1 protein-coding gene is annotated in these 6,238 nt (G+C 41.5%); it reads right to left on the reverse strand.

The features are described from left to right. Window positions 1–142: 142 nt before the first annotated feature. Window positions 143–6,223, reverse strand: a complete 6,081-nt coding sequence (locus GFB48_RS16960) for an Ig-like domain-containing protein (RefSeq protein ID WP_205597760.1) — start codon at window positions 6,221–6,223, stop codon at window positions 143–145. Window positions 6,224–6,238 lie beyond the last annotated feature (15 nt).

Genomic DNA, 6,238 nt, shown 5'->3' on the forward strand with positions numbered 1-6,238 from the left:
TCAGATATCCCCAAGATTGGTGTTAGAACAGCAATTTGAACAACAACTTGAGCAACCACCACAAGCCAATATGGGGCAAATCCTTTATGATTAATGATACTAAGTGGTCATATTTTCTAATAGGGTGTTTACGGTTAACACCCTAGAAGCGGTATTTGAACCCAAGAAAAGCACTATCTATATCATTAATCTCAATCGGATAATGCTTAAAACCTAACTGAATTTGCCAATGGCTAGTTAATTGGTAAGCAGCATCCACTCCAAATGCAATGGCCGTGCCCGATTGGTTTTCGGTTATTGCTTTGCCTAACTCTACTGAAGTTAATTTTGCTTTCCAAAAGATAACTTCAGGTTGTAAGTTAAAGCTTAAATTTTTCGTTGACCATAATTGGTAACTTGCCCCTAAACCAAAGCCATTAATCAGTGCTGGGCTTTTTAATTTAAATTCTTGATATTGTTCTGGGGAAAGAGTGTCCGCGGTAATTGTGGTACTTGCTTTACCCATATCTATATAGCTAAGCGAAGCGCTTATCCGCTCATTATATTGATAGCCTAGCGCGATGCGATATCCACTATCACTATCATTGATATTTAGCTTCGCCTCTGTAGGAAGTTTAATACTAGAGGCTGAGTAATCTGCTTTGTTGTTATTGAATTGTAATTCAATAAAGGGATTTGCTTGAGCTTGCAAAGTTGCGCTGCCTAAAACCATTACAGTACACAGCTTGATAGCTTTCTTAGATCGCATAGACAAAATGCCCCCTAGTATGACAACAAACCACATCATGCTACCTCCGCTGCTACTACCAGTGTTGGTTATTTCAACACTCTTATAAGCGGTTATTTCAACAGTTAAGGTGCCAAAATCAAAGCCGCCTAACTCATCCTCCACTTTATAAGTGATAGTCGCCGTTCCTTCAAAACCATTAACTGGTTGATAATGGATTTGATTATCAATTATTGAGACTGCACCAATATCTACAGTCGCTTGGGTTAATGTCAGACTATGGTTGTCTTCATCATAATCGTTAGCGAGTACATTAACGACTAATGAGTCTCTATCGGTGCCATTGACTTGATCGCTAAGTGCAACCGGGAAATTATTAGCGATGATAGTTAGATTAACTTGTGAATGAGCTACGCCACCATTACCATCCGCAATTGAGTAATAGATGGTGGCATTACCTACGAAAGAATCATCGGAGACATACAATAACTGATTATTCACAATGGTTACTTCACCGAATTCAGTCGATGCTTCGGTGATATACACTCCATCATTATCGGCATCGCTATCATTCACCAACACATCAATGCTGATGCTTCTTGTTCTAGTAACTTGTGCGCTATCTGCCATAGCAATAGGCAATGTGTTATCAGACAGTGGCACCGCAATACCCCCAGGATCTTTCACCACGCCATTGACGATTCCATCTTCATCATTTGGACCACCATCTTCAATTAATAGCTTAATACACCAATGCCCTTCCGTTAATCCGACGCTCCATAATTCGCTAGTTACTGATGGGCAAAAGCCTTCAATGCCCTTAGTTGAGTAGATTTGGTTATCACTATCAACTACGAACAGATCCCAGCCTTTAGCTTGGCTATATTTCCTATATACAGCTGAATTAGGAATATTGGATTTAAGAGGGATCACAACTTCTGCAGTGCTATTGTTTAACTCATAAACAATAAAGTCATACACACCACCGTTATTAGTAAACTCATCATCCTCGCTTAGGGAAGGGTTATTAGCACTTAGCAATACAGAGCCACTTGCAGCATTGTAGCTATAGTTACCCCTGCGAATACATGAGTTGATACCAGTTTCTAAGAAGAATGCCTCATCATTACTGATCTCTTGATGGATTTGGTGACAATCGTCAATACTATCTAAGTAATCAACGATACCATCGCCATCACTATCGACTCTTCCCTCAATACTATCTGGAATACCATCATTATCACTATCAGCATTATCTAGCAGCGTTTGTGAGCTTACTAAATTGAGATAAATTGTGTTACTGGTGCTTAGTGCCGGCTCCCCAGAGTCTGTAACAGTCAAGGTAAATTCATAGATTCCCTCTGCAATATCAGCTGGAGTAAATTTGAATTTTTCTGGGTCAGTCGAATTATTAATAAAGTTATTAGAAAACCACACAAACTCATGTGAGTCAGTGGCATTCACATCGGTAACCACTGAAGTAATTTCAATTGAATCACTGCCAAGAATATACTCTACAGCGGGTAATTGCCCTTGAGTGGCGATGAGGCTGAGCTCAGGGGCAACATTAGCATCGTTAATATTGATGGTGACTTGTGATCGGCGACCTAGGTTAAGGCCTTCGTCGAGCGAAATTATGATTGTCTCATTCTCATCAATTTGAGTATCGTTAAATACTTCATAATTAAATATCGCTCTGCGACCTGCTTCAATAATAATACTGTCAGCCCTTAAGTCATGATCATTATTATCAGCAGTGCCTCCAATGGTGATTGGTATTTGGAGAGGATAATACGGAGCTTCACCACTTAAATTAACGATCAGCTGAGCCTTACTGCCTTCAATAACCGTATTGCTAGCTTTTAAGCTCACTTGCGGATGAATAATAACCGTTTGTGCTTTAGTAACTGAGTTACCTAATTCATCTTGGGTCGACCAGAATACTTTATGAATGCCAGAGCGTAACCTGTGACGCTCTAAATCAACAGTCACGGCTAAAGGTTGGTCATTACTGTCAAAGGCTTCGGCAATGCCTAAGTCCACTTCGGTAAATATACCTGTAGCATTCATTTCTATATCTGCTGGAATAATTAAGGTAGGCCCAGTAGATGAGGCAGGTAAACTGATATTCAGAGATACTTGAGCCGATGCACTGAGACCCTGATCATCAACAATAGAATAGTTCAAGGTATCAGAGGTAGATGAAGACTCTGCAGTATAGATAATTTGATTGTCGACAATACTTACCGTACCAATGTTTGCAGAGACGCTAATTAGGCTAATCGAATCTTGTGGATCCTTATCATAGTCATTTGCGAGTACATCTAGGATAAATTCTGGCCCATTGGCAAAAGTGATATCATAGCTATCATTATTGGCTATTGGAGCATCATTAATATTGATTACCTCAATAGTAAAGCTATCTAGGCTTGCTTGCAGTGAACCATCAGAAACGCTAATGACGATGTCGTTATAGCTTCCAACATTATTATTGTCAGGTGTCCCTCTTAACGCCCCATTGCTGCTATCGAAGTATGCCCATTCAGGTAAATTCGAAATGCTAAAGGTGAGTGTAGTACCTAAATCAATATCAATTGCGCTAGGAGCAAAGTAATATGTACTACCTTGGTTAACTTGTAATGGTGGCACTCCAGAGATTTCTGGTCGGTCGTTGACATTCACAACTTCAACACCAAAGCTTGCTAAGGCTGCAGTGGCTGCACCGTCAGACACCTCGATAATAATATTCTGATATCCACCAACATCCGCATTGCTTGGTGTGCCGCTTAATTCACCTGTGGCACTATTGAAGTTTAACCATTGCGGTTTATTAGAGACAGTAAAGCTTAATTGTTCAGGTGTGTTGTCAATATCAGTAGTCATTGGTAAGAATTGGTACCATTGATCCTGATTTACGCTGTATGGTGCGACACCAGTGATCACTGGACTATCGTTGACTGAGGAGACAAGGATTTCACTGGTTAATACACTTGAAGTGCCCTCGGAATCCTCAACATATAAGCTGATTTGACTATTGCTATCATCATTGCTTTCAGTGGTATAACTTAGCTGACCATTATTGATGTAATCTTGCAGTTCAGAAGCCAGGCCTATCAATGTGATAGCACTAGTATTAGAACCAGAGATCTGAATATTGTCATTATTTTGAGCAGTTAAATTACCTTTGCTAACGGCGGCAGTTAGGGTTAACTGATCATCTTCAGCATCGATAATTGTCACAGCAGAATAATTTAATACTGAGGTTACATCTTCTGTTGCAGATAGTGATTGTGGATCAGCAAGCATGGTTGGCAGATCATTAACGGGTTCAATATTTACCGTGAAAGTGAATGCCTGTTGCTGATTATCATTGGTATTTTCGAGGTGATCGATAATGTTAAAACTAAAGCTATCTTGGGTGTTTTCCTCACCATTATGAGAATAGCTTACCAGTCCGTTCAGAATATCTTCTTGGCTAAAACGACTGCCATTGGTTAAGGTTTGCTGTGCAAGTTTCAACTCACCATGGTTGGTTATTGCGGTTAATTCGAACCATAGTTCAGCAGCACTACTATAAATATCACTCGCGGCCAATTCTGTCTGAGTTAACTCAATCAGTTGTTGCCCTTCATCAAGCTGTAAAGCTTGATTGCTCACCAGAACAGGCGCAGTTGTATCAATAATAAAGCTTGATAAAGTTAAAGGCTCAGATTCGTTAGCTTTAGCATCAGTAATGGTTATCTGACAATCAGAATACTCTCCATCGGTAAATTCTGAACCTTGATTGTTGGTTAGAGTGAGTGAGAAGGTGCCGGAATCCACCTCTAATTCGCTCGAGGTCGAACATGAATCGCTGAAAGATAGTAAACCCGCTTCTGTAGTCGATAATGAAACTTCAGGCGTAGTATTTGTTGCAGGGGTTTGAACTGCTGTAATTTCTGATAGTACCGGAGCTAACGTATCAAAATTAATATTTTCAAGACTAGTAATACCAGCAAGCGCTGTTGCACTGTCATTACTTGAAGGATCACTAATTACCCCACCATTTAAATCCAAGAGTGCACTCAGTGTGGCACCGTCGAAGGTATCTCCAGATTGCACGGTATAACTAAATTCTAAGCTAGTCGAACCTGAACCCGATTGATAATTAATGTAATAGGTTTTATCACCAACGGTGATCACCAGCCTTGGAGTGCCGCCAGATGTATTGACCACTACAGGTTCATTAAAATTGACCGTAAATGTAATGGTTTCACCCACTCCATAAGTGCCGGAAGTAGGTAAGGTTATCCCAATCACCTCAGGGTTGATATTGTCAATAATCGTTAACGCTACTGAAGCAACATTAGAAAATTCACCTTGATCAGCAATTCGGTAACTAAAGTTATCATTACCGTAGAAGTTTTCGTTTGGTGTGTAAATTAAGTTACTACCTGCAATAGATAAACTACCGCTACTAGGGGTTGATGTGATTTCAACATCGGTAATTGAGAAAGTATCATTAACATCGACATCTGAATCGTTAGCCAGAATGTTTAGGCTACTTGCTATAGACATAAATATATCGAAATTATCATTAGTTGCAATTGGTGCATCATTGGTATTACTAACGCTAATGGCAAAGCTTGGCAGTGCCACGGTCTCAGTACCGTCAGTGATGCTAATAATGATATTCGAGTAGTTACCAACATCATCATTGGTCGGGGTACCCGTAAGCGCCCCGGTTGCGGTATCGAAGCTGGCCCAACTTGGCTGACCGCTAATGCTGTAACTGAGGGTATCACCAGTATCAACATCGTTACCGGTTGGAGTAAAGCTGTAGCTGCTGTCTTCATCGACGCTAGTACTTGGGGTACCGGTAATGGTTGGCGCATCGTTGGTGTTACTGACGCTAATGGCAAAGCTTGGCAGGGCCACGGTCTCAGTACCGTCAGTGACGCTAATAATGATATTCGAGTAGTTACCAACATCATCATTGGTCGGGGTACCCGTAAGCGCCCCGGTTGCGGTATCGAAGCTGGCCCAACTTGGCTGACCGCTAATGCTGTAACTGAGGGTATCACCACTATCAACATCGTTGCCGGTTGGGGTAAAGCTGTAGCTGCTGTCTTCATCGACGCTAGTACTTGGAGTACCGGTAATGGTTGGCGCATCGTTGGTGTTACTGACACTAATGGCAAAGCTTGGCAGTGCCACGGTCTCAGTACCGTCAGTCACGCTAATAATGATATTCGAGTAGTTACCAACATCATCATTGGTCGGGGTACCCGTAAGCGCCCCGGTTGCGGTATCGAAGCTGGCCCAACTTGGCTGACCGGTAATAGCAAAGGTTAAGGTATCACCAGTATCAACATCGTTACCGGTAGGAGTAAAGCTGTAGCTGCTGTCTTCATCGACGCTAGTACTTGGGGTACCGGTAATGGTCGGCGCATCGTTGGTGTTACTGACGCTAATGGCAAAGCTTGGCAGTGCCACGGTCTCAGTGCCATCAGTCACGCTAATAATGATATT

Origin of the sequence: Paraferrimonas sp. SM1919 (assembly GCF_010993985.1) — a bacterium.
In the GTDB taxonomy this organism is placed as follows: Bacteria; Pseudomonadota; Gammaproteobacteria; order Enterobacterales; family Shewanellaceae; genus SM1919.